The sequence below is a fragment of the Synechococcus sp. PCC 7502 genome (assembly GCF_000317085.1).
In the GTDB taxonomy this organism is placed as follows: domain Bacteria; phylum Cyanobacteriota; class Cyanobacteriia; order Pseudanabaenales; family Pseudanabaenaceae; genus PCC-7502.
Genome location: NC_019702.1, coordinates 3,133,783 through 3,156,692, shown reverse-complemented (window position 1 = coordinate 3,156,692; position 22,910 = coordinate 3,133,783). Strand labels below are relative to the sequence as shown.

The following is a 22,910-nucleotide window of genomic DNA, read 5'->3' as shown; positions in this document are numbered from 1 at the left end:
AATATGTCCTAACGGATATTAAAAGCGAAATCAACTATGACTACAACTAGGATATTTAAGAGTTCTGATTATTTTCAACCCACAGATGACGAACCCATTCGTTCAGTGGTTACAGAATCCAAAGATGCAACAGTTGTAGCGTGGTTTATTAAACCTAATCAGGAAATTTCGCCGCACATTCATCCCTATGGACAGGATACATGGACAATTTTAAGTGGTACAGGTAAATATTATTTAGATCAAACTGGTACCACCAAAATAATTGAGGTAGGGGATGTGATAGTGGCTCCCATAGCCTCTGTGCATGGAGTATTTAATCATGGGAAATATCCATTAGTTTTTATTTTAGTTGTTTCTCCTACCGATGCAGGTTATGAAAAGGTCTTTTTGAATGGGAATGATGGTTAAACAAGCCAATGCTAGAAGATATTAAACAAATTTCTAATCCATTCTTAAGAGCGATCGCTGCTGGATTTTTTTTAAGTTCTTTGGTGACCATTCCCTTAACCGCTATTTTATTTTTTGTAAATCCCAAAAATGAAGATTGGCAAAAATATATCGTCTGGGCTTCCTTGGCTAGTGCTGGAATTGGAGCAGGAACAGGGCTTATAGTTAAAAGTGAATTGTCACAACCTCAAACAAAGGAATCATCAGAACAGGAATCTGTAGTAACAAAGATTGAATCTGAAGTCATTGTATGGCAAGATTGGCGAGAATTTAAGGTTAATCGTAAAGTCAAAGAAAGTGATGGCATTACATCTTTTTATCTCATTCCCAATGATGGTGAAAGTATTCCCAATTTTATTCCTGGGCAGTTCTTAACAATTAAGCTCGATATTCCTGATCAATCCAAACCCGCAATTCGCACCTATTCTTTATCTGATTATTCACAACCTCCTAAGTATTATCGACTATCAATTAAGCGAGAGCCTGCTCCTTCGGATATGATTGTTCCACCCGGGATAGCTTCTAATTTCATGCATGATCACATCCAAGAAGGTTCTATTATTTTGGCAAAACCGCCTACGGGTAAATTCATAATTGATGTTAATAGTTCTAATCCCGCTATTTTAATTAGTAATGGAGTCGGGATTACGCCCATGATTAGCATGGTAAAGGCAATAAGTTTACTAAACCCGAGCCGACATATTTGGTTCTTACATGGAGCTAGAGATGGAAGTTCACATGCTTTTCGTGAAGAAATTGGGGCGATCGCTGCCATTAATCCCAATCTGCATGTTATTTACTGCTATAGTCAACCTAAGGAAAATGATCTGGATCGATATCACCATAAGGGATATGTTGACGTGGCTTTGATTAAAGAGATGGTGGCTCCAGAAATAATGGAGAAATTATATGGTTCCACCCAAGCAGAATATTATTTGTGTGGTTCCCCGTCGTTTATGGATTCTCTCAGAGATGGATTAAGAGAATGGGGGGTACCAGATAGTAAGGTTTTATTTGAGTCTTTCACTAAGATTTTACCGAAACAAGAACAACCATTGCGAGACATGAATAGTGGTAAGGGAAAAGGGAGTGATCCTGTGGAGGTTGTATTTAATAAATCAGGTAAAACTCTTAATTGGCATCCAGATGATGGTTCGATTTTAGAGTTGGCTGAGGCAAATGATATATATCCTGATTATAGTTGCCGTGCGGGAATTTGTGGTACCTGTATGTGCGGAATTATTGAAGGAGAGGTGATTTACAAGGAACCTCCTACCGCTTTTATTGATGAGGGTTCGGTTCTGATTTGCGTTTCTACACCTAAAACTTCAAGGGTGGTTTTAGATATTTAAAGATTAATAGTTTTTGTTCTACTCCGAATTTAGCTTCATGTAGTCCTGAATATATATTGATTGCTTCGAGTAAAGAGTTTTTTAAAATCACTAACTTTTAGGGAGAAAAACAATGAAACTGAATGGTAAGGTTGCTTTAGTTACTGGGAGTAGTGGCGGAATTGGGCAAGGCATTGCGGTGAGATTGGCACAGGAAGGAGCCAAGGTTATTGTTAACTATCGCTCTAATCCCCAAGGAGCCGAAGAAACCCTAAAAGAGATCAAAGCTCTGGGTGGAGAATGTATGATGGCAGAGGGATTTTGTGATAATGATCGAGGCTACAGTATCGGTGCTGACCTGGGTATGGTTGAGGATGTGCGCCGACTGATTGATCAAAGCATTGAACATTTTGGTACCCTTGATATTCTTGTCAATAATGCTGGCATTGAAAAGCATGCTGATTTTTGGGATGTGACTGAGCAGGACTTTGAAGCAGTTATGAATATTAACTTCAAGGGTGTCTTTTTTGCAACTCAAGCATTTGTGAAGCACCAAATTAAAACGGACAAGCGAGGTGGGCGCATTATAAATATTAGTTCCGTCCATGAGGAGTTACCATTTCCTCACTTTACTGCCTACTGTGCTAGTAAAGGAGCATTAAAGATGATGATGCGTAATCTCTCGGTGGAACTTGGTGGTCTTGGGATCACAATAAATAACGTTGCCCCCGGCGCAATTACAACGCCCATAAATACTAATCTACTCAATGATCCCCAAAAATTGGGTGCTTTGCTGAACAATATCCCCCTAAAACGATTAGGACAAACTGCGGATGTGTCAGCTATGGTGGCATTTCTTGCTTCCTCTGATGCCGATTATATTACTGGTTCCACGTTATTTGTGGATGGGGGATTGCTTTGGAACTATCAAGAGCAGTAATTCGGATTGAGTACTGGATTGAGGCTGTTGGTTTGGGAATATTCATGGTTTTAGCAACCTTAGCGACAGCTATCTTTGAACTTCCTAGTTCTCCTCTGTGTCAGGCGATCGCCGAGCCACTAATTCGCAGATTTATAATTGGCATATTAATGGGATTAACAGCAATTACGATTATTTATTCACCTTGGGGCAAGCGATCTGGAGCGCATATAAATCCTGCGGTGACGTTAACTTTTTGGCGACTTCAGAAAATCCCCACCTTAGATGCCATTTTCTATGTACTTTTTCAGTGTTTTGGGGGAATTTTAGGGGTATGGGTTGCAGGAGTCTTAATTGGTGGTGCGATCGCCGATCCAGCGGTTAACTATATTGTGACCTTACCAGGAGTGGCAGGAGAATTTGGGGCTTTTCTGGCAGAACTACTTATATCCTTTGGCTTAATGATCATGGTTTTGCAGGTCAATCAATCACAACTTTCACAATTAACAGGCGTATTTTCAGGAATTTTAGTAGCAGTTTATATCACTTTTGAAGCTCCAATTTCAGGTATGAGTATCAATCCTGCCCGCAGTTTGGGTTCCGCAATGGTAGCTCAGATATGGCAGAGCCAGTGGATTTATTTTTTAGCTCCTCCTCTAGGAATGCTATTAGCAGCGGAGTTATATCTACGTTTAGGCAGGAAAAAATATCACTCCCAAATTTGCTGTAAACTTTACCCAAATACTTCTACACCTTGCTTGAGTTCTAGTTGTTGTAAGAGTTGTGAACTATAATCTCGCCATGATTTTAAGTTTTTAAGTAAGTATTTATCTCGCTCTTACTTTTACTTCAGCAGGATTTCATGTTTTTAGTTAATAGTGAAGGGAAGAAAAAATATATTCTGAACTACGATCATGAAAAAACTTCTTTTAGTTTCTTTACCTGCTCTATTACTATCAACCAATATTGCGATTTCCAACGCCCATGCTGGAGTTATAGGTAACAAAGTCTCTAATCTTATGGCACAGGTTAATCCTAATGTTAGTGTCTCTCCTTTCATTTTGGCGTATCTGGCATATCAAGGCTTATTTGAAGATCAAAATATTCCAAGTGGTACAGAATTGGCAATGGCAATTCAAAGCCGTAAAGTTACTGCTAAGCAACTAGTAGAGGCTGGAATTAAGGCAAATCGAGTTTCCCCTATGGCTTTGGGGGATGTGGGATACATGAATAACGTCGCTGATCAATTAAAAACGATGTTTAGACAACATTAAGTTCCTGTGATCCTTCATAAACTCGATAGGGTTATAAATGCTCTTTGGACTTAATATTATCACTTCCACAGTCATCTAAATTATATGCTGCGGTTTCATCAACTAGTATTACCAATTTTATTCTCACTTTCATGGGGTGTTTCTGTTCCAACCCCTCCGATTGCGAAGGCAGAAGAAGGATTTTCTGTAAGTTCGATCAACGTCAAATCCGAATCAGAAATATCTGTGGATTCGATCGGAATTACGGTTTCAGATATGGACAAATCTCTAAGGTTTTATACTGAAGTTATTTCCTTCCAGAAAATCTCTGATACTGAAGTTTGGGGAAATTCCTATGATCGCCTACAGGGCATATTTGGGGTGCGAATGCGAGTGGTGAAGCTCCGCTTGGGTGATGAATTTCTGGAATTAACGGAATATTTGACACCAAGAGGAAAACCAATCCCCATTGACTCCCGCAGTAATGATCGATGGTTTCAGCATATTGCGATCGCTGTTAGTGACATGGATAAAGCCTATGCTATTTTGCGTCAATTCAAAGTTCAGTATGCTTCGACCGCTCCTCAGACTATTCCAAGTTCTAATAAAGTGGCGGCTGGCATTCAAGCTTTTTACTTTAAAGACCCTGATGGACATAATTTAGAATTAATTTTCTTTCCCGAAGGTAAGGGCGATCGCAAATGGCAAAACTTGGGGAAGTCTTCATCTATATTCTTGGGGATTGATCATACGGCGATCGTTATTGGGGATACTAATCGTAGCTTACGCTTTTATCGTGATTTGCTGGGCTTGCGGTTGGTGGGAGAAAGTCAGAATTTTGGGATTGAACAAGAATACCTAAACCATGTATTTGGGGCAAGGTTGCAGATTAGTGGATTAAGATCAAGTTCTGGCATGGGTATTGAATTTTTGAATTACCTTACCCCTGGTGATGGTCGTCCTTTTCCTGCTGATGCTCAAGCAAATGACCTTCTGCATTGGCAAACCACCTTAATTGTCAAAGATATTTTGGCGATCGCTCAAAAATTACGTTCGGAGGGGACAAAAATGATCTCAACGGATGTAATTGGGATTCCAAACCAATCTCTGGGGTTTAAGCGTGGTTTTTTGATTAGAGACCCCGATGGTCATGCTTTACGAATTATTGAAAGATAACTTACGAAGTATTAAAAGAAATGTTAATTGAAATCTTAAATTAAATGGTTAGCTCTGAAATTAATTATCAAGAACTGGTTTTAGCTAGAATTCAACTTCACTATGCAATTCAGCCATTATCATCTGTGGCTGCCGCATTCTGTAAACTCCAGCCCGATTCTAGTCATCTAGCGTTGGTTTGGGATCACTGGTCGGGGTTTACAACCCAAAGCATTTTATCTTTGCAGTCTTATCAATTTGCCCTCGATCCTCTGACATTAACCCTTGCCGTTATTAGTGATCGCCGCCATATTGTTGCAACTTTTGCCCTTGCTGGTCATACCTTAATGGATGCCTTTGACTGGACTAGAAGCGTGGTTAAAGCTTTGGGAAAATCGTCAGAACAAATTATTCCCATTGTCTATCCACCCGATGATTTCCCTGATAGTGAACTTGCAAGAAACGGCATCTTTAAACTTCTGCCCCAGTCCACTTCTTTAGGGGAGTATTTTGAGAGTGCCAATCAAACTTTGCGAGAAATTGTCATAGGGGAACCTCTTGCTTCACCAATACGGATATGGCCCCATCATTTTGATATTGCTACCTTAATTTCACCTGTGACAAAAATTGCTGGAGAACCTGTAACCATAGGAGTCGGACTTTCTCCAGGCGATCGCAGCTATGGAGAACCCTACTGGTATGTTACCTGCTATCCCTATCCCCAAGCTATAGATTATCTTCCTCGACTTGATGGCAATGGCAAATGGCACACTGATCATTGGGTTGGGGCGGTACTTACAGCATCCCAATTTGGTGATCCTTCCACAGGTATGGATCAAGTTAGAACTTTTCTGGATTCGGCGATCGCTATTTGCAAGCAATTCCCTTAGATTAATTAAAAGATTAGAAATGCTAAAACTATGGAACATTATGATGTGATTATTATTGGTACGGGTGCGGGCGGGGGTACCCTTGCTTATCGCCTTGCAACCACTGGCAAAAAAATTCTGATTTTGGAAAGAGGCACATTTCTCCCTCAGGAAAAGGCTAACTGGGATACGGTGGAAGTTTACAAAAAAGATCGCTATCATACTTCTGAAATTTGGTATGACGGTAGCAATGGCAATCAAATTCATCCTGGAACTGGATATTGGGTGGGTGGAAACACGAAGGTCTATGGGGCTGCACTGCTGCGCTTAAGGGAAAAAGACTTTGAAGAAGTAGAACATAAAGGGGGATTATCCCCAGCTTGGATGCTTAAATATAAAGATTTTGAACCCTACTATACGGAAGCCGAACGACTCTATGATGTACACGGACTCAGAGGACAAGACCCCACCGAACCTCCAACTGCATCACCATATCCCTATCCTCCTGTATCCCATGAGCCACGCATCCAAGAAATCCATGATGACTTACAAAAAAAAGGATTGAATCCGATTAATTTACCCCTTGCAATTAAGTTAAATGAAGTCAGTCGTCGCTTAGGAGCTTGTATTCGCTGTAATACTTGCGATGGGTTTCCTTGTTTGGTGAATGGCAAAGGTGATGCTGATATTAACTGTATTCGTCCAGCGATCGCCCAAGATAATGTAACCCTAATTACAGAAGCGGAAGTTCTACAATTACATACAAGTCTATCAGGGAAAGAGGTCTCAAGTGTTGAGGTCAAACTACAGGATCAAGTTATTAATTTCTCTAGCGATATTGTCGTGGTTGCCTGTGGAGCCATTAACTCGGCGGCGTTGTTACTGCGTTCTGCCAATGATCAACATCCTAACGGTTTGGCAAATAGTTCTGACCAAGTGGGTCGAAACTTTATGAAACACCAACATGGAGCAATCATCGGCTTGACTCCCAAACCAAATCCCAGTGAGTTTCAAAAAACCTTAGCTATCCTTGATTTTTACTGGGGTGAGAAAAACTTTAATTATCCTATGGGATTAATTCAACTGTTAGGTAAAGTGAATAAGGATATGATTGCCTTGGATGCTCCTGCGTTTGCTCCTACAATGGCTTTAGACCAGATTGCCCATCATTCTGTTGACTGGTTTATTACCGCCGAAGATTTACCCGATCCCAATAATCGAGTTACTGTTAAAAATGGAACGATTCACCTTAACTATAAGGAAAATAATACTGAAGCCTTTGATCGATTATTGAACAGATGGACTCAGGTGCTTAAATCTATTAACTGCGGTGATTCAATTTTGCCCTGTTCTCTCTATTTTCGTAAAAAACTAGCGATCGCAGCCGTGGCTCATCAAAATGGCACCTGTAGATTTGGCGAAGATGCCAAAAGTTCAGTTTTAGATGTCAATTGTCGTACCCACGATGTCCATAATCTCTACGTTGTCGATGGTTCTTTTTTCCCTTCCAGTGCGGCTGTGAATCCAACTTTGACTATTATCGCCAATGCTTTACGAGTTGGGGATCACCTTAAAGAGAGGATAGGTTAATTTTTCAGCACAAGTTAATCCAGACCTCATTTTGACCTCAGTGTAAATTTAGATTAGACGTTAATACTTGGTTTATCTAATCAATTATTCAACTAACAATTAAGCCATGAAAAAACTGTTTTTTGCCTTTCTTCCTACTCTTCTCCTTTCCACAGCAACTTTAGCCCCAGCCGCTAAAGCTCAGGTAAATAATGAGATGCCCATGGCAGAGATTACAATGATGGTATCTTTAACCCCATTCAATCTTGCGTATTTGGCATTTCAGGGATACTTTGAACAGCAAGGGATTAAATCTCAAGGTAACTTGATGCAGGACTTTAGAAGTGGAAAGCTTTCTGGGGAAGATGTTGTAAAAGCAGCAGTCAAAACTAATAGACTTCCTACATCCTACCTAAATAATGAGGCATATATAAAGGGAGTTACTGCTCAACTATATACACTCTCACTATTCAATTAACCAACTTAATTAATCAACTTTTGTAATTGATTCCACCTAAATTCTGAATTATTTTGAAAAATGTAAAGATATAGGTTCTTTGTGCTGCAGCCATGATTACCAAGAAATTAAATACTGTAATTAATTAGCTAATGATTAATCCCGAACAAATAAGACTCACACAGGCAAGAAATGGCATACCTTGGAGAAAATGGGGGTGCTACCTCAGTGAAAGGCAGTGGGGGACAGTAAGGGAGGACTATAGTGACAATGGTACTGCTTGGGAGTACTTTTCCCATGATCAAGCTCGATCCCGTGCCTATCGTTGGGGGGAAGATGGTATTGCGGGTATTTCTGATGATCGTCAAATTCTCTGCTTTGCGATCGCTCTATGGAATGGAGTTGATCCAATTATTAAGGAGAGACTATTCGGTTTAACAGGGAACGAAGGAAATCATGGGGAAGATGTCAAAGAGTATTACTTCTATTTGGATAATACTCCCACGCATTCCTACATGAAGTATCTGTATAAGTATCCACAGGCACCTTTCCCCTACGATCAGTTAGTAGCTGAGAATAAGCAACGGGGCAGAAATCAACCAGAATACGAGCTATTAGATACAGATGTATTTGCAGGCGATCGCTATTTTGATGTAAGCATTGAATATGCCAAACACTCACCACAGGATATTTCCATTCAGATTAGCATTACCAATCACGCACCTGACACAGCCAGCATTCATCTCCTACCAACGCTGTGGTTTCGCAATACTTGGGTATGGCACAATAGTGACGACAAGCCATTTTTGGCATTAACTAACGAGACTACCATAGTTGCGGAAAGCCCAAACCTCGATAAGATGTGGCTGCATTGTCCGAATTGTGAAGAAATCCTATTCACAGATAATGAAACCAACTATCAAAAGTTATTTGGAGCGGCAAATGGTTCTAAATATGTCAAAGATGGGATTAATAATTATATTGTGCATGGTCAGAAGGATGCTGTAAATCCAGAACAAAAAGGCACAAAAGCATCGGCGCATTATGAATTGGCGATCGCATCGGGGGCTACTAAAATTGTCAATCTGCGTTTAAGTAATATAGCTGCTGAGGCTGCCTCTATCAATGATGAAATATTTGCCAAGAGATTAGAGGAAGCAAATCAGTTTTATCATGAGATTTCGCCCTTTACAATGACTGATGATCTGCGAAGTATCCAACGTCAAGCATTTGCAGGAATGCTATGGAGTAAACAGTATTACAACTTTTCTGTAAAAAAATGGCTAGATGGCGATCCAGACTTTCCTATGGTATCCCCAAATCGTAAGAATGGTCGTAATAGCCATTGGTTTCATCTAGAAACTGAAGACATTCTCTCTATGCCAGATAAGTGGGAGTATCCGTGGTTTGCAGCTTGGGATTCGGCTTTCCATGCCATTCCTTTTGCTATGATTGATCCCGATTTTGCTAAAAGTCAACTGGATTTAATCACCCGTGAGTGGTACATGCACCCCAATGGACAGATTCCTGCCTACGAATGGGCTTTTGGTGATGTTAACCCTCCCGTCCATGCTTGGGCAACCTATCGAGTTTATAAAATTGAACAAAAACAAAATGGTACAGGCGATCGCCAATTTTTAGAGCGAGTATTTCATAAACTATTACTAAACTTCACTTGGTGGGTAAATCGTAAGGATCGGGAAGGAAAGAATGTATTTGAAGGCGGTTTTTTAGGATTAGATAACATAGGGGTATTCGATCGCAGTGCCGAACTGCCAACGGGCGGCTATATGGAACAGGCTGATGGCACCAGTTGGATGGGAATGTATTGCTTGAATTTACTAGCGATCGCCCTAGAACTAGCTCAAGAGAATATAGTTTATGAAGATATTGCTACGAAATTTTTTGAGCATTTCCTGTATATTGCCGATGCGATGAATAAGGTTGGGATTGAGAATACGGAATTATGGGATGATGACGACGGCTTTTACTACGATGTTCTACATTTACCAAATGGGAAGCAACTAAAACTGAAGGTGCGATCGCTTGTGGGCTTAATTCCCTTATTTGCGGTGCAGATTCTCGAACCAGATATGATTGCCCAAGTTCCCAATTTCCAAAAAAGATTGGAGTGGTTTGTTAAACATCGTTTTGATTTGGCACATAACGTTGCCTGTATGGAATCTGAAGGGATGAAAGCAAGGAGATTATTAGCAATATGCGATCGCTTCAAGTTAAAACGAATTCTCACAAAGATGTTAGATGAAGCGGAATTTTTAAGTGATTATGGTATTCGCGCCTTATCTAAATATCATCGTTCCCATCCCTATATTTGGCGCACAAATGGCAGTGAGTATCGGGTGGATTATGAACCTGCTGAATCTTCCAGTGGTCTATTTGGGGGAAATTCTAATTGGCGTGGTCCCATTTGGATGCCAGTAAATTTTTTAATTATCGAATCCCTGCAAAAATTCCATCACTACTATGGCAATGACTTCACAATTGAGTACCCTTCTGGCTCTGGTCAAATGATGACTCTATGGGATGTGTCGGTGGAATTATCTCGACGCTTAATTAATATTTTTAGCAAAGATACTAATGGTGATCGCCCTGTCAATAATGGCAATCAAAAATTCCAAACCGATCCCCACTGGCAAGATTTAATTCAATTTTATGAATACTTCCATGGTGATCATGGGACAGGGGTGGGAGCAAGTCATCAAACTGGGTGGACTGGGCTAGTAGCAAAATTAATTCAGCAGTTAACAGAACATACTTAAAGTCATCGGTTAGAGTCCTCGGAAGCCAGATTCCATAGTCATGGCGATCGCTGAATAACTTTGTTTAACTTTTTGACTTTGGGCTATTACCCCAATTTGTCCAAGCCCAACTCCTAAGAGGATAAAACTACCACCAATATACTGGGCTGTGTTGGGAGCTTCACCTAAAATTAAATAAGCACTGAGAATACCTGCGATCGGATGGCAAGAGTTAAATAGAGAAATTTCAGCTAGGTTAGATTTCTTGATTCCCATCAGCCAGCATAACTGTCCCATGACTACAATTACGGCACTATAAACTAGCATCCATTCCCATAGAAACGGTGAAAAAATATCGCTAAAATGGTGGAATCCAAATAAAATAACTACAATAGTTCCAAATACACAGGTTCCAATTAACATTCTAAATACTGTGAAAATCCCTAAAGAGATATGATTTAAGGTCATTTTACTAATACTGCCTGCGATCGCCAAACATAATGCGGCAATAATAGTTAATACTTCACCTTTGCCAAACATAATGCCATTAGTTTGTTGAAGTAAAATTATTAATGATATGCCGATAAAACTGGTGACGGCTCCTGCGATTACCCAAGCATTAGTTTTAATCTTTAAAATAAATAGGGCGATCCCTAAGACAATTAAAGGCTCAATTCTCCCAATTAAAATCACATTATTGACTAGGGTTTGATCTAGAGCAGCAAAAATCAATGACGGTGCCAAAGTTCCCCCTAAAATTGCCGTAATCATCATTAAAACCCAGTCCTTTAGACAGATTTTCTTTAGATTATTAAGCTTTAATTCTTGCCAATAGATCAGCGATAGTATAAATAGAGCGCAGAGATTGCCGACAAATAGAGTATTGCAAAAAGAAATGGGATTTCTACCGTGAATAGGATTTTCTGCCCCTAGTTTTTGTAACTTTCGACTGACTGCACTAGCAGCTCCAAATATTATTGTCCCAACCAGTAAAAATACTCTAGATGAAGAATGGGATTTGGGATTTAAAACCCCAGAGAATTCGGCAGCCATTGTGAATATGTTGTTAGATATACTTTGATTTAAGACGATCAAAATGAATTTTTGCTGAGGATTATGATCTGGTAATTTCGCTAATGTTTCTATACTCCTTTAATAATGATTTAATATCCATCCTTTAGACTGGATTCATCTCATAGAATTCTTAATTGGGGATTTGAAACCATGACTATCGAATTTGGACGAGAAGTATGTGGTGATCGCTCCTTAGCCGAAAAATACGAATGGCTTGTCACTAATGGCATTGGTGGCTATGCTTCTGGTACAATTTCGGGTACTCTGACCCGTCGCTATCATGGATTATTAATAGCTGCTTTAAACCCTCCCTTAGAGCGATCGCTTCTAGTTACCAAACTTGATGAAACAATAGAATATCAAAGTCACCTCTATCCACTGCATACTAATCGTTGGGCAGATGGCACTATCAATCCCTTAGGTTATCTTAATATTGAAAGCTTTACCCTCGAGGGCACTATCCCCAGATGGAACTATGCCTGTGCTGATGCTTTACTCCAAAAACGGGTTTGGATGGAGCATGGAGAAAATACTACCTATATTCAATACTACCTAGAACGAGCTACTGCTCCCATTACTCTTACAATTAAAGCGCTGGTAAATTATCGTGACTATCACCACACTACGGTAGCTAATAATTGGCAAATGCAGCTAGATGTGCTTGGTCAGGAAGTGTGTATTCGGGCTTTTTCCTCCGCCATGCCTTTTTATCTTTTTAGCGATCGCGGTAATTTATCTATTCATCACGATTGGTATAAAGGATTCGATCTGGCAATTGAAAGAGAACGAGGTTTAGGAAATTACGAAGATCATCTCCATGCGGTTACTTTTACCGTAGAACTAAATATGGGTGAGACTTTAATCCTTACTGCTAGTACAGAAGTGAATGCCTTAGATAAAAGCAAACATTATGGAAAATCTGCTCTACAATCTCAAAGCGATCGTGAAGCTAAACTTTTAGAAACTTTTTATTCTGCTGATTACTTAAAGATCAATACTCAATCTGCTCCAAGTTGGATTAAACACATAGTCCTTGCCGCCAATCAGTTTATTGTGGAACGTCCGCAACGATTCAGTCAATTATCAGAAGGGACTAATCGAACTAACGGCAAAACTATCATCGCTGGTTATCATTGGTTTTCAGATTGGGGCAGAGATACCATGATTAGCTTGCCGGGGCTAACATTGGCAACTGGTCATCCTGAAATTGCTCGTTCCATTATCATCACTTTTGCCCAATATCTCGATCAAGGAATGCTCCCAAATCGGTTTCCTGATCAAGGCGAACAGCCAGAATATAATACTGTGGATGCCACCCTTTGGTACTTTGAAGCTATCCGTTCTTACCATGCTGTAACTCAAGATGATCAATTATTGGCACAACTTTTTCCTGCCCTTGAGGAGATTATTGACTGGCACTGTAGGGGTACCCGCTATAATATTCACGTTGATAGTGACGGACTGCTCTATGCTGGGGAAGATAGTGTCCAGTTGACTTGGATGGATGCTAAGGTCGGAGATTGGGTTGTAACGCCCCGCATTGGTAAACCGATTGAAATTAATGTTCTGTGGTACTGCGCACTTACTACGATGACAGCGATCGCCCAACGCTTAGGTAAACCTCATGAATTATATGAAAACCTAGCAGAACATACTAGGATTGGATTTCAACAGTTTTGGCATGAGTCTAAAGGCTACTGCTACGATGTCTTAAATACCGACGGTAATGACGACTCTTTGCGTCCAAATCAAATTTTTGCGGTTGCCCTTCCCAAATCCCCTTTATTAACTTCCTCTCAACAAAAAAGTATAGTTGATGTCTGTGGGCGATCGCTTTTGACTTCCTATGGCTTACGTTCTCTTTCACCTAACCATCCTCAGTACTGCGGATATTATGAAGGAGATTCGTTACAGCGTGATAGCTGTTATCACCAAGGTACAGTATGGGGTTGGCTATTAGGCGCATACATTCGGGCACATTTACGCATTTATCAAAACCCAGATCAAGCCTATAAGCTACTGCAACCTATGTCCCATCATCTTAAATCTATAGGAATAGGAAGTTTGAGTGAAATCTTTGATGGCAATGCCCCAATGACGGCAAAAGGCTGTATTGCTCAAGCTTGGACTGTGGCAGAAGTATTGCAAACATGGGTAGCTATTAAGCGGAGTCGTACCTAGGGTATAGAGCCTGTTTCATATTTATTATGAGCAAGATTTATGATGCTTAGAAAATGCTAAATCCATACTCAAGTAGCCTAACAGATAAAGAATGGGAAATTATAGAACCATTGCTCCCAAAGAAAAAGCAAACTAGACCGCCAACTTGGACAAAAAGACAAATTTTAGACGGCATACTCTACCAACTCAAAAACGGCTGTAATTGGCGAGATATGCCCCGAGACTTACCACCATTCTCTACAGTGTATCGATACTACAAGGAGTGGAAAGATACAGGTACATTTACTGCGATTATGGAAGCTTTGCATTCAACAGCCCGTGAACAGTCAAAAAAAATCAAAATGGACAACTTTAATCATCATTGACTCACAAGCAGTGAAAAATACTTGTAATGCAAGTATAGAATCCAAGGGCTTCTGCTCCTACAAAGCAACTAACGGGATCAAAAGACATTTAGCCGTTGACACTCTGGGTATTTAACAAGAGCAAATGTATCAGATGACCAAGGACTGATTGAGATGTTAACGTTTAACATTGATTACTTCAAATCGAAGCCAGATGACATTACGCTAACTACGATATTGCTGGATAGTGGTTATCATATCGAAAAATTGACGACTGATTTACAGAAGGTTTATCCTGAGATTATGACTAAGATTAGGTTTGAAATTTCTCCTAAGGTATCAAAGCAACAGAAGGCAGAAAAAGGTCTGTCTGGGTTTGTAGTTGTGCCGACAAGGTGGGTAATTGAAAGGTCAAATGCTTGGGTTGAAAGATGCAAAATCTTAGTTAAGAACTTTGAGAGAACTCTCGTTAATGCTACAGCTAAACTCAATCTTTGCTTTATTCGCTTGATGCTAAAAAGAATTGCTACTCATGAGATATGAAACAGGCTCTATAAACTCTTTGAAGTCTTGGTTGAGCATTGTATTTATATTGATGATATTCTCGGCGAATTTGTTCGAGGGTTTCTAGTCGCTTTTGGGGTGTTTGTTGTTGCCAGTATTGAAAATCAGTAGTTTGTTGTTTGATGTTAATTCTGGTAATTACTTTTTCCATTTTTTATCGCATCAAAGTTCCATCGCCTATATCAATCGAAATCGCCTCGGTTGGCTGACCGACAGAAATATATAAAACGTCAGCCTCTTCATCATAATCCCAAGTCATTTGAACTGTTGAATTCGGTAAAATTTTTGCGCATCCATACTGTTGTTCTCCCTAAAGATAATCTTCTAGCAAGGTAAGCAGTTAAAATGAATCCATCACTTGAGGATAACTCTCTATATGCTACGACTAAATTAGAGTTAAAAACATGGGCAAATCTAGAAGCTTAAGTTTAATTCAGCTTGATCAAAAATATCAAAACCTTCACTCTGACTTAACCTTAGGACTTTTGGCACTAGTCAGTTTAATTTTGTTTGGGACTTTGGGGTATCAATGGCTAGAGGGCTGGAGTAGCATAGATTCGCTATTTATGACTGTGATTACCCTCACTACCATTGGCTTTGGGGAGACCCATCCCCTTGATGATCGAGGCAGAATTTTTACGATGGTCTTAATTGGCTTGGGTATAGTTATCATTACTTATATTGGTAATAAATTTACTCAAGCTTTGGTTGAAGGCTATTTCCAGAAAACAATTCAAGTCACACGCCAACGCAAAATTATGGAATCCTTGAACAATCACTATATTATCTGCGGTTTTGGGCGGGCAGGTCGTCAGGTTACCAGTGAGTTTGCTGCCGAAGGCGTACCTTTTGTTGTAGTTGATACAAGTTTAGAACAAATTGAAATTGCTGAAGAACTTGGATATAAAGCAATTCAAGGTGATGCTACCCTTGATCATGACCTATTAAAAGTTGGCATTGAACGGGCAGTTTGCTTGATCTGTACCTTACCCTCCGATGCCGAAAACCTCTACACGGTGATGTCAGCCAAGACCTTAAATCCGCAAATTAGAGCGATCGCCCGTGCCAGTAACGAAGAAGCTATTAAAAAAATGCGGCGAGGTGGAGCCGATGAAGTGGTTTCCCCTTATATTACAGGCGGAAAAAGGATGGCTGCGGCTGCTCTGAGACCCCAAGTTATGGATTTTATGGATGGAATTCTTTCAGGGAAAAATCGCTCTTACTACATTGAAGAATTTCGCCTTGATGCCAATTGTCCATACCTAGGGCAGAGTTTGCAGGAAGCAAGAATGCGCTCAAAAACTGGAGCATTAGTCTTAGCTATCCGCCGCTATGATGGGGAACTAATTGGCGGACCCAGTGCCGAAACCTTAATTCAAACAGGAGATGTGTTTATTTGCATGGGTACTCCTGAACAACTGCGAGAACTAAACCAGTTGTTATCACCAACCAACCAATTACCTCGGACACCTCGAAATATCTAAATATAAAGTGGACTATGCCATAGGATTAAACACAAAACTGCTTAACAATGCTTAAATGTTAGGTAGTTAAGTATATGTTTCATGCAGCCAACCGATCCGAATAAATTTACTGAAAAAGCTTGGGAAGCAATTGTCAAATCCCAAGAAGTAGCAAGGCGTTCTCAGCACCAAGAGCTAGAAGTAGAGCATCTGTTGACAACAATATTGGAGCAGAATGGTCTAGCTACGGTGATCTTAAGTGCCGCTTCCTTACCCACTGCCCGTGTGCAGAAAATTACCGAAGACTTTTTAGCACAGCAACCTAGGGTCAAAAGCCCCGATCAACTTTACTTAGGTAGAAGTCTGGAAGTGTGGCTCGATCGCGCCGATGAAGCTCGACAGTCTATGGAGGATGAATTTATTTCCATTGAGCATTTGCTGTTAGGTTTAGTAGATGACGATCGCCTAGGGAAAAGATTATTTAAGAGCATTGGTGGCGATCGCAAAAAATTAGAGGCTGCTATTAAAAAAGTCAGAGGCAACCAAACCGTATCCGATCAAAACCCTGAAGCTAAGTATGCGTCTTTACAAAAATATGGGCGTGATCTCACTGAAAGTGCTAAAGCAGGAAAGCTTGATCCCGTAATTGGTCGTGATGATGAAATTAGAAGAGTGATTCAAGTTTTATCACGGCGGACAAAAAATAATCCCGTATTAATAGGTGAACCAGGCGTTGGTAAAACTGCGATCGCCGAAGGATTAGCGCAAAGAATTATCAGAGGCGATGTGCCAGAATCCCTAAAGGGTCGAACTTTAATTAGTTTAGATATGGGAGCATTAATTGCGGGGGCAAAGTACCGTGGTGAATTTGAAGATCGGCTCAAAGCTGTACTCAAGGAAGTAATGACCTCAGATGGACAGATCGTTTTATTCATAGATGAATTACATACTGTAGTTGGGGCGGGTGCCACCCAAGGCTCTATGGATGCGGGTAATTTACTCAAACCGATGCTGGCTAGGGGAGAATTGCGCTGTATTGGTGCCACGACTTTGGATGAGTATCGCAAGTACATCGAAAAAGATGCTGCCCTAGAACGCCGCTTCCAACAGGTTTATGTCGATCAACCCAGTGTGGAGGATACAATTTCAATTTTACGGGGACTCAAGGAACGTTATGAAGTTCATCATGGGGTGAAGATTTCCGATTCCGCCCTAGTTGCTGCCTCTACGTTGTCTAACCGATATATTAGCGATCGCTTCCTGCCTGATAAGGCGATCGATCTTGTAGATGAAGCTGCGGCTAAGCTCAAAATGGAAATTACTTCCAAACCTGTGGAACTTGATGAAATTGATCGCAGGTTACTGCAATTGGAAATGGAGCGACTGTCTTTGCAAAATGAAGGACAATTTACTTCCGTAGAACGGATCGAACAACAGGATGGCAAAGTTACCTATAAAACTAAAAGTGCTCAGGCGATCGCTGAAAGATTAGATCGGATTAATAAAGAGGTTACTGATTTAAAGGAAAAGCAAATTACCCTAAATGCCCAATGGACATCGGAAAAGGATAAAATTGAGAAGGTACAGGAACTCAAGGAGCAAATCGATCAAGTTAGGTTACAAATTGCCCAAGCAGAAAGGGATTATGACCTGACTAAGGCTGCTGCTCTTCAGTATGGCACCCTCTCGGATTTAGAGAAAAAACTAGATGATGCCGAATTAGAACTAGACAAATCTCGTGCTGATGGTTCTACCCTATTTAGGGAACAGGTAACCGAGGATGATATTGCCGAAATTGTGGCACGATGGACAGGAATCCCCGTTACCAGCTTATTGGAATCGGAACGCCAAAAACTCCTAAAACTGGAATCCCATCTCCACGAACGGGTCGTCGGACAGGAGGAAGCTGTAACCTCTGTGGCATCAGCTATTCGCCGAGCTAGAGCAGGAATGCAAGACCCCAATCGTCCCATCGGCTCCTTTCTGTTTTTAGGTCCCACAGGTGTGGGTAAAACTGAACTAGCCCGAACTCTGGCACAGTTTATGTTTGACACCGATACTGCCATGATTCGCATTGATATGTCTGAATATATGGAAAAGCATTCGGTTTCTAGACTGCTAGGCGCACCTCCCGGTTATGTCGGCTACGAAGAAGGAGGGCAACTTTCCGAAGCAGTCCGTCGCCATCCCTATTCAGTTATTCTCTTTGATGAAATTGAGAAAGCTCACCCTGATGTCTTTAATATTCTCCTACAAGTGCTTGATGACGGTCGTATCACCGATAGCCAAGGTCGTTTGATTGACTGTAAAAATACAGTGATCATTATGACTAGTAATATTGGCAGTGAATATATTTTAGATATTGCCGATAATGATGCTAAGTATGAAGAAGTACGCCGTCGGGTGACAGATGCCCTCAGACAAAACTTCCGACCTGAATTTCTCAATCGAATTGATGAAACCGTGATTTTCCAAGCTTTAAGTAAGTCGGAAATCAAGGCGATCGCTCTATTGCAGATTAAACGCATTGAACAACGCCTTGCTGATCAAAAACTGAGTTTGGTTCTATCGCCTGAAGCTAGGGATTATATTGCTGAGATTGGTTATGACCCCATCTATGGAGCCAGACCTCTGAAGCGGGCAATTCAAAGGGAAATTGAAAATCCAATCGCCACGAAAATCTTAGAAGGCACTTTCACCTCTGGAAATACCATTGCGATCGCCTTCGAAGATGAAAAGCTGACATTCACAGCGCAATAATTTTTAAGCTTTAACCCTTAACGCAAACCACCTGTTTTAAAGTAGCAACTACTTCTACCAAGTCAGCTTGATTACTCATCACCTGTTCAATTGGTTTGTAGGCACCAGGAATTTCATCTAGGATGCCCTCATCCTTGCGACATTCCACTCCTTGAGTTTGTGCCACTAGATCGTCAAGAGTAAAGTTATGCTTTGCTTTATGCCGAGACATTAACCTTCCTGCCCCGTGGGAACAGGAACAATAGCTATGGGCATTACCTTTCCCTTTGACAATAAAGGATTTTGCTCCCATTGATCCGGGAATAATTCCATAGTCTTCTTCCCTAGCTCGTACTGCACCCTTACGGGTGACATAGACATCTTCACCAAAATGCACTTCCTTTTCGGCATAGTTGTGATGGCAATTTACGGAAATTAAAGGCTTAGAGGGTTTTCCTCCCGCTAAATGCTTTTCGATAATTTTCTTAAATCGTTCCATCATCACTTCCCGATTAACTTGAGCATAGTTTTGCGCCCACTGTAGATCGTGCCAATAGGCTTGAAATTCAGGCGATCGCTCGATAAAATACGCTAAATCAGGATCAGGTAAATTAGTTTCAGCCATTTTAGCTAAACCCTTGGCAGTATTGATATGACATTGCGCCATCACGTTACCAACTCCACGGGAACCTGAATGCAGCATTAACCATACTTGATTTTCCGTATCTACACAGACCTCAAGGAAGTGATTACCCCCACCAAGGGAACCCATTTGGCGTAGAGCTTTACGCTCCAAATCCTGAACTCCTCTATGCAGGTGCTTAAATTCTCGCCATCCATCCCAATTCTGTACAGTCTTATCAACTTCCCTATTTTCATTAAAGCCGACGGGAATAGCTGACTCAATATCCATGCGCATCTTTTTGAGTTTTCCTTCCAACTGCTCAGAAGTATAGCTAGTCTTGATTGCAGCCATCCCACAACCAATATCTACCCCCACAGCAGCAGGAATAATTGCATCTTTTGTGGCAATTACAGAACCCACTAAGGCACCTTTGCCAAGGTGAACATCGGGCATGAGAGCAACGTGCTTAAATACAAATGGAAGAGATGCAACATTCTTTGCCATTCGCATTTCTTCGGGATTAAGCTGATGATTTGCCCATGACAGCACAGGATCAGCAATTTCTAGTTTTTCGTAGGGCATAACCCTTAGCCTCTCAATTATCTTTGACCGATTCTTTATCTTTATTCTGTTTAAAAATTGAGTAAATGGAAAAATCCCATCAACATCCAATTAGTGACTAGAATAATTATTTGGTAATATTAATACTACATTATACTACAATAATATGCAAGCTATATCTGCTAGATTTTTCTTGATACATTATTTCATTTAGTGAATTGTATTTTTGATTATGATCGCCCAACCGCTCACTAAAAAGTAACAAATAACACTAATAAATTTGATAACAGTTATTGCTATTAGCTGTTATTGCAACGAAAATATTAACACTAAGATTATTATGAGGTCTAGATTTATGAATGTGTCTCTAACATCTGAGCTAGAAAGCTTTATGCAAAGAAAGGTTAATATTGGCTTGTACTATTTTGCTAGTTAGGTTGAGATTGTTACAGGAACGAGATCAACTTCAACAGTTGCGTTTACAGGAGTTACGTCAAGATATTCAGGCAGGTTTAGATAGTGGTGATCCTACACCCCTTGATATACAGGCAGTAAAGGCAAAGGCTCGGCAGCGCAAGCAACAAAAGCAGGTACAATAATGGTAATTATTCTGAAGCGTCCGCTTGCTGAGTTGGATTTCCTAGACATTTGGGATTATATTGCGGATGATATTCCAGATGGAGTAGATGATTTTTTAGATCAAAAGTTAGTGGTATATGACAAAGTGAAACAAGATTATGCTCAAAACTTTAACTTAGCAGTCTTTCCATCTTTAGGGTTTAATAATACCTTTGCCATTACGATCCGCTCTAGCGATGCAAAACGTTTACATATCAAAACTATCTCTGATGTTGCTAAGTATACCCAGCAATGGCAAGCTGGTTTTGGGTATGAATTTCTTGAACGTGCGGATGGTTTTACTGGTTTAGCCAAAACCTATGGACTCAAGTTTACCAAGCCACCAAAGCAGATGGATTTGGGATTAATCTATGATGCCCTCGCTAAAAAGCAGGTGGATTTGATTGCGGGTGACTCAACTAATGGCTTAATTCCAGTTTTAGATCTATTTGTGCTTAAGGATGATAAAAACTACTTTCCACCTTATCAAGCTGTCCCAATTTTTAATCAAAAAATTCTCCAAAAACATCCAGAGATTGGATTAGCAATTAATCAGTTAGTAGGCTTAATTTCCAATGAAGAAATGCAAAAAATGAATTACGAAGTGGATAAGCAATCACAGCCTGTAGAAGTTGTTGTTGATAATTGGTTAAAATCTAAGCAATTAAAGTCTTAGATCAGGTTTGAGTTTATATTTGCGATCGCAAATTGGATATGAATTTCTTAGCAAAAATACTGACTTGGTATTTATCATTAAATGGATTTTCAGAAAATATACCTTTGTCTGAGATGCAAACCCATCTAGCAAACTCTCGACTTAGACTGTTAGTGTATTTACAGAAAATATGACTACAAGAAGCTTTTGGTTTGATTGATGTGATCGCTACTTAGGCGATTAAAAAAGGATATAAAGTATGTTGAAAAACTTTTGGTATGCCATCTGTTTATCCAAAGAATTAGAATCGAAACCGATTGGCATAACTGCCTTGGGCAGCGATCTAGTTATCTATCGCAATAGCAACAATGAGCCAATTGTGATGAGTAATTTATGCGTTCATCGTGGGGCATCATTAAGTAGTGGTTGGGTAAAGCAAGATTGTATCGTATGCCCCTATCACGGTTGGGAATATAAATCAGATGGTAGTTGTATCAAAATTCCGTCCTATAAAGAAAATGTGCCAATACCAAATAAAGCCAGAGTACTAACCTACCCAACTCAAGAGAAATATGGACTTATCTGGGCTTTCATCGGAGATATTTCTGAATCAGAGCGACCACCCATCCCTATATTCTCAGAGTATGATGACCCAAAGTACAAAAAACTATGGGGGGATTACAGTTGGGATGTGAATTATACTCGTGCTGTGGAAAATGGCATAGATATAGCTCATGCTCCGTTTGTTCATGCAGGTAGTTTTGGTAATCCAGAAGAGTCTGAAGTAGAAAACTATCAAGTGGAAAAATCAGATTGGGGTGGAGATGCAACCGTCAATTTGAATCCTACCCCCCCAAGAGGGCTTTGGAGTATATTTAGCAGAGGTAAAGCCCGACCACCAATTAAAACAACTACTGGTTATTGGATGCCGAATATTACCCGATTACAAGTACGCCTGCCCATCGGTGAATTTATTCTGTATGTCTGCCATTTACCAATTGATAATTACCATACTAGGAGTATTTGGCTTCAGCTTCGTAGCTTTTTTACTAACTCAGTTTTTGATCGGGATAGTTATCAACGTGTTATCAAAATTTTTGAGGAAGATAGGCAAACAGTTATGGAATTAAAGCCGCAAATACTACCCTACGATCTAGGAACCGAACTGCATGTCCGTAGTGATGCAATTCAAATTCATTTCCGCAAAGAGTGTAATAGGTATGCTCATAAGGTTTGGACTATTGAATCTAAGTAAAATTTCAAATCAATGAAGAAGTTGCCACAGCAATGGGAAACTTTAGAGACTCATCAATTTTTTACAGGCGGT

General features: G+C 40.3%; 22 protein-coding genes. 19 read left to right on the top strand and 3 right to left on the bottom strand.

Annotated elements, in window-relative coordinates; genetic code table 11:
• Positions 1 to 36 precede the first annotated feature (36 nt).
• The 10 genes from SYN7502_RS15800 to SYN7502_RS15755 all read left to right on the top strand — a co-directional run bounded on the left by SYN7502_RS15800 (position 37) and on the right by SYN7502_RS15755 (position 10,780).
• Positions 37 to 408 carry a cupin domain-containing protein gene (locus SYN7502_RS15800; RefSeq protein WP_015169748.1) on the top strand — a complete coding sequence of 124 codons (372 nt, stop codon included), beginning with the start codon at positions 37 to 39 and terminating at the stop codon, positions 406 to 408.
• Between the two features lie 8 nt (positions 409 to 416).
• A complete protein-coding gene (locus SYN7502_RS15795; RefSeq protein ID WP_015169747.1) occupies positions 417 to 1,799 on the top strand; it encodes a 2Fe-2S iron-sulfur cluster-binding protein in 1,383 nt (460 codons plus the stop codon).
• Positions 1,800 to 1,911: 112 nt separating this feature from the next.
• Positions 1,912 to 2,718 (top strand): glucose 1-dehydrogenase, encoded by an 807-nt coding sequence (locus tag SYN7502_RS15790; protein ID WP_015169746.1) that lies wholly within the window; start codon positions 1,912 to 1,914, stop codon positions 2,716 to 2,718.
• The gene (locus tag SYN7502_RS15785) at positions 2,697 to 3,491 is read left to right on the top strand and encodes an MIP/aquaporin family protein (RefSeq protein WP_015169745.1); all 795 of its coding nucleotides are present in this window, start codon (positions 2,697 to 2,699) and stop codon (positions 3,489 to 3,491) included. Before SYN7502_RS15790 ends, SYN7502_RS15785 begins: the two co-directional genes overlap by 22 nt.
• 120 nt (positions 3,492 to 3,611) lie before the next feature.
• Positions 3,612 to 3,971 carry a hypothetical protein gene (locus tag SYN7502_RS18490; protein WP_015169744.1) on the top strand — a complete coding sequence of 120 codons (360 nt, stop codon included), beginning with the start codon at positions 3,612 to 3,614 and terminating at the stop codon, positions 3,969 to 3,971.
• Positions 3,972 to 4,055: 84 nt separating this feature from the next.
• On the top strand, positions 4,056 to 5,126 hold the full coding sequence (locus SYN7502_RS15775; protein WP_015169743.1) for a VOC family protein: 1,071 nt from the start codon (positions 4,056 to 4,058) through the stop codon (positions 5,124 to 5,126).
• 44 nt (positions 5,127 to 5,170) lie between these two features.
• Positions 5,171 to 5,995 carry a hypothetical protein gene (locus SYN7502_RS15770; RefSeq protein WP_015169742.1) on the top strand — a complete coding sequence of 275 codons (825 nt, stop codon included), beginning with the start codon at positions 5,171 to 5,173 and terminating at the stop codon, positions 5,993 to 5,995.
• A 30-nt stretch (positions 5,996 to 6,025) separates the two neighbouring features.
• Positions 6,026 to 7,564, top strand: a complete 1,539-nt coding sequence (locus SYN7502_RS15765) for a GMC oxidoreductase (RefSeq protein WP_015169741.1) — start codon at positions 6,026 to 6,028, stop codon at positions 7,562 to 7,564.
• Positions 7,565 to 7,670: 106 nt separating this feature from the next.
• The gene (locus tag SYN7502_RS18485) at positions 7,671 to 8,021 is read left to right on the top strand and encodes a hypothetical protein (protein ID WP_015169740.1); all 351 of its coding nucleotides are present in this window, start codon (positions 7,671 to 7,673) and stop codon (positions 8,019 to 8,021) included.
• Between the two features lie 131 nt (positions 8,022 to 8,152).
• A complete protein-coding gene (locus SYN7502_RS15755) occupies positions 8,153 to 10,780 on the top strand; it encodes an MGH1-like glycoside hydrolase domain-containing protein (protein ID WP_015169739.1) in 2,628 nt (875 codons plus the stop codon).
• A 9-nt stretch (positions 10,781 to 10,789) separates the two neighbouring features.
• On the opposite strand, the gene SYN7502_RS15750 is transcribed toward SYN7502_RS15755, so the two are convergent.
• Entirely contained in the window at positions 10,790 to 11,812 is a 1,023-nt protein-coding gene (locus tag SYN7502_RS15750; RefSeq protein ID WP_015169738.1) for a DMT family transporter, read from the bottom strand.
• A 171-nt stretch (positions 11,813 to 11,983) separates the two neighbouring features.
• On the opposite strand from SYN7502_RS15750, the gene SYN7502_RS15745 reads away from it, so the two are divergent.
• From SYN7502_RS15745 to SYN7502_RS15735, 4 genes are read left to right on the top strand one after another with little or no spacing between them, the layout of a single operon-like run.
• A complete protein-coding gene (locus SYN7502_RS15745) occupies positions 11,984 to 14,014 on the top strand; it encodes an amylo-alpha-1,6-glucosidase (protein WP_015169737.1) in 2,031 nt (676 codons plus the stop codon).
• 53 nt (positions 14,015 to 14,067) lie between these two features.
• A complete protein-coding gene (locus SYN7502_RS15740) occupies positions 14,068 to 14,379 on the top strand; it encodes a transposase (protein ID WP_015168135.1) in 312 nt (103 codons plus the stop codon).
• Entirely contained in the window at positions 14,333 to 14,494 is a 162-nt protein-coding gene (locus SYN7502_RS21095; RefSeq protein WP_246828903.1) for a hypothetical protein, read from the top strand. Before SYN7502_RS15740 ends, SYN7502_RS21095 begins: the two co-directional genes overlap by 47 nt.
• A 38-nt stretch (positions 14,495 to 14,532) precedes the next feature.
• Positions 14,533 to 14,901 (top strand): transposase, encoded by a 369-nt coding sequence (locus SYN7502_RS15735; RefSeq protein ID WP_246828904.1) that lies wholly within the window; start codon positions 14,533 to 14,535, stop codon positions 14,899 to 14,901.
• Here the strand turns inward: SYN7502_RS15735 and SYN7502_RS15730 are convergent.
• Complete coding sequence (locus SYN7502_RS15730) at positions 14,885 to 15,073, bottom strand: hypothetical protein (RefSeq protein WP_015169736.1); 189 nt, start codon at positions 15,071 to 15,073, stop codon at positions 14,885 to 14,887. The genes SYN7502_RS15735 and SYN7502_RS15730 overlap by 17 nt on opposite strands.
• 253 nt (positions 15,074 to 15,326) lie before the next feature.
• Between SYN7502_RS15730 and SYN7502_RS15725 the strand changes: the two genes are divergently transcribed.
• A complete protein-coding gene (locus tag SYN7502_RS15725) occupies positions 15,327 to 16,406 on the top strand; it encodes a potassium channel family protein (RefSeq protein WP_015169734.1) in 1,080 nt (359 codons plus the stop codon).
• Positions 16,407 to 16,487: 81 nt separating this feature from the next.
• Positions 16,488 to 19,145, top strand: a complete 2,658-nt coding sequence (locus SYN7502_RS15720) for an ATP-dependent Clp protease ATP-binding subunit (RefSeq protein WP_015169733.1) — start codon at positions 16,488 to 16,490, stop codon at positions 19,143 to 19,145.
• Between the two features lie 10 nt (positions 19,146 to 19,155).
• Here the strand turns inward: SYN7502_RS15720 and SYN7502_RS15715 are convergent, their stop codons facing one another.
• On the bottom strand, positions 19,156 to 20,331 hold the full coding sequence (locus tag SYN7502_RS15715; RefSeq protein ID WP_015169732.1) for an RtcB family protein: 1,176 nt from the start codon (positions 20,329 to 20,331) through the stop codon (positions 19,156 to 19,158).
• Positions 20,332 to 20,735: 404 nt separating this feature from the next.
• Between SYN7502_RS15715 and SYN7502_RS15710 the strand changes: the two genes are divergently transcribed.
• The 3 genes from SYN7502_RS15710 (at position 20,736) to SYN7502_RS15700 (ending at position 22,838) form a co-directional block, all read left to right on the top strand.
• Entirely contained in the window at positions 20,736 to 20,909 is a 174-nt protein-coding gene (locus SYN7502_RS15710) for a hypothetical protein (protein ID WP_210391302.1), read from the top strand.
• On the top strand, positions 20,909 to 21,604 hold the full coding sequence (locus SYN7502_RS15705; RefSeq protein ID WP_081581078.1) for a glycine betaine ABC transporter substrate-binding protein: 696 nt from the start codon (positions 20,909 to 20,911) through the stop codon (positions 21,602 to 21,604). Before SYN7502_RS15710 ends, SYN7502_RS15705 begins: the two co-directional genes overlap by 1 nt.
• Before the next feature lie 238 nt (positions 21,605 to 21,842).
• Complete coding sequence (locus tag SYN7502_RS15700) at positions 21,843 to 22,838, top strand: aromatic ring-hydroxylating dioxygenase subunit alpha (protein WP_015169730.1); 996 nt, start codon at positions 21,843 to 21,845, stop codon at positions 22,836 to 22,838.
• Positions 22,839 to 22,910: the final 72 nt, after the last annotated feature.